The sequence below is a fragment of the Mycetohabitans sp. B2 genome (genome assembly GCF_021733735.1).
In the GTDB taxonomy this organism is placed as follows: Bacteria; Pseudomonadota; Gammaproteobacteria; order Burkholderiales; family Burkholderiaceae; genus Mycetohabitans; species Mycetohabitans rhizoxinica.
Map to the genome: position 1 here is coordinate 1 of NZ_JAHKSP010000140.1, position 1,647 is coordinate 1,647.

The following is a 1,647-nucleotide window of genomic DNA, read 5'->3' on the forward strand; positions in this document are numbered from 1 at the left end:
TGGAGATCGTGCAGCCGCCGCGTCGATTGAATCATACGCCGCTGTTTCAAGTGATGTTGGCGTGGCAGAGTAATGAGACAGGGCAGTGGCGCTTACCCGGACTGGATGTCACGCCTGCCGAGCTCGATTACGACAGGGTCCGGTTTGACTTGGAAATGCACCTGTATGAAGCAGGCGAGGAGATTATTGGGGCATTGTGCTATGCGAGCGCGTTGTTTGACCCCGCGACGATTGAGCGGCACGTTGGGTATCTGACGACGATGTTGCAGGCGATGGCGGCTCATCCCCAGCAGCCGGTCGCAACGCTTGAGTTGCTGTCACCGGCCGAGCGTCAGTTGTTGCTGCAGACATGGAACACGACAACAGCCCCCTATCCAGCGCACCCGTGCCTTCATCAGCTGTTCGAGGCGCAGGTCGAGCGCAGTCCCGATGCTACTGCGCTGGTGTATGAAGAGCAGACACTAAGCTATGCGCAGCTCAATGCACGGGCCAATCGCCTTGCACATCGGCTCATTGAATTGGGTGTTGAGCCGGATGCACGAGTGGCAATCTGCGTCGAGCGCTCGCCGGCAATGGTCGTGGGGCTATTGGCGATCGTGAAGGCTGGCGGCGCTTGTGTGCCACTTGATCCTGCGTATCCGTCCGAGCGCCTTGCACATATTCTGAATGATGCAGCACCAACGATCGTCCTAGCTGATGCAACGGGCAGGGCCACGTTGGGGGAAGCGGCGCTTGCGTGCCGAACCGTACTTGAGCCTGAGGTACTGCTCGATCAAGCTGTACCCAATCCACGGGTAGCCGAGCTGACTCCTCGCCATCTTGCCTATGTCATCTACACGTCTGGCTCCACCGGCAAGCCGAAGGGCGTGATGATCGAACATGTGCAAATTACACGCTTATTCGAGGTGACACAGTCTAACGGTACGCTAAATGAAGATCAGGCGCTGATTGAGCGGCAACGCGGTTATAGTCTGACGCCTGCCGATCGCGTTCTCCAAAAAACACCCTTTAACTTTGATATCTCAATCTGGGAACTCTTTGGGACGTTGCTCAATGGCGCGACCCTTGTGGTAGCAGACGCCGACGTTCATAAAGAGCCGGTTGCCTTGATGGATCTCATTGCCCGGCAGCGCATCACGACGGTTTACTTTGTACCATCCATGCTCAGCATTTTTTTGGATACGGAAGGTGTTCAGCGCTGCACATCGGTGAAGCATTTGATTTGCAGTGGTGAAGCGCTGCCCGGTGCGACTGCCCAGCGGTGTCAAACGCTGCTGCCTGACGCGCAAGTTCACAATTTGTATGGCCCCACTGAAAATGCCCTTGGTACAACGTTTTGGACGTGCCCCGCAGCGTGCGCAGAAAACACTATTCCAATTGGGCGACCCATTGTAAACACGCGCGTTTATCTGCTTGATACGCATGGCCAGCCAGTGCCATTAGGCGCGGTCGGTGAGTTATATATTGGTGGCGCGGGGGTGGCACGCGGATATTGGAACCGACCGGAGTTGACCGCCGAGCGTTTTGTGCGCGATCCGTTCGTGGACGAGCCCGATGCGCGAATGTATAAGACCGGGGATTTGGCGCGGTATTTACTGGACGGCCATCTGGAGTTTGTGGGGCGCAACGATGAGCAAGTGAAGATCC

1 protein-coding gene is annotated in these 1,647 nt (G+C 56.6%); it reads left to right on the plus strand.

Annotated elements, in window-relative coordinates:
- Positions 1-1,647 (plus strand): non-ribosomal peptide synthetase (locus KPG66_RS17115; RefSeq protein ID WP_237071641.1); only part of this gene is annotated, 1,647 nt, incomplete at both ends.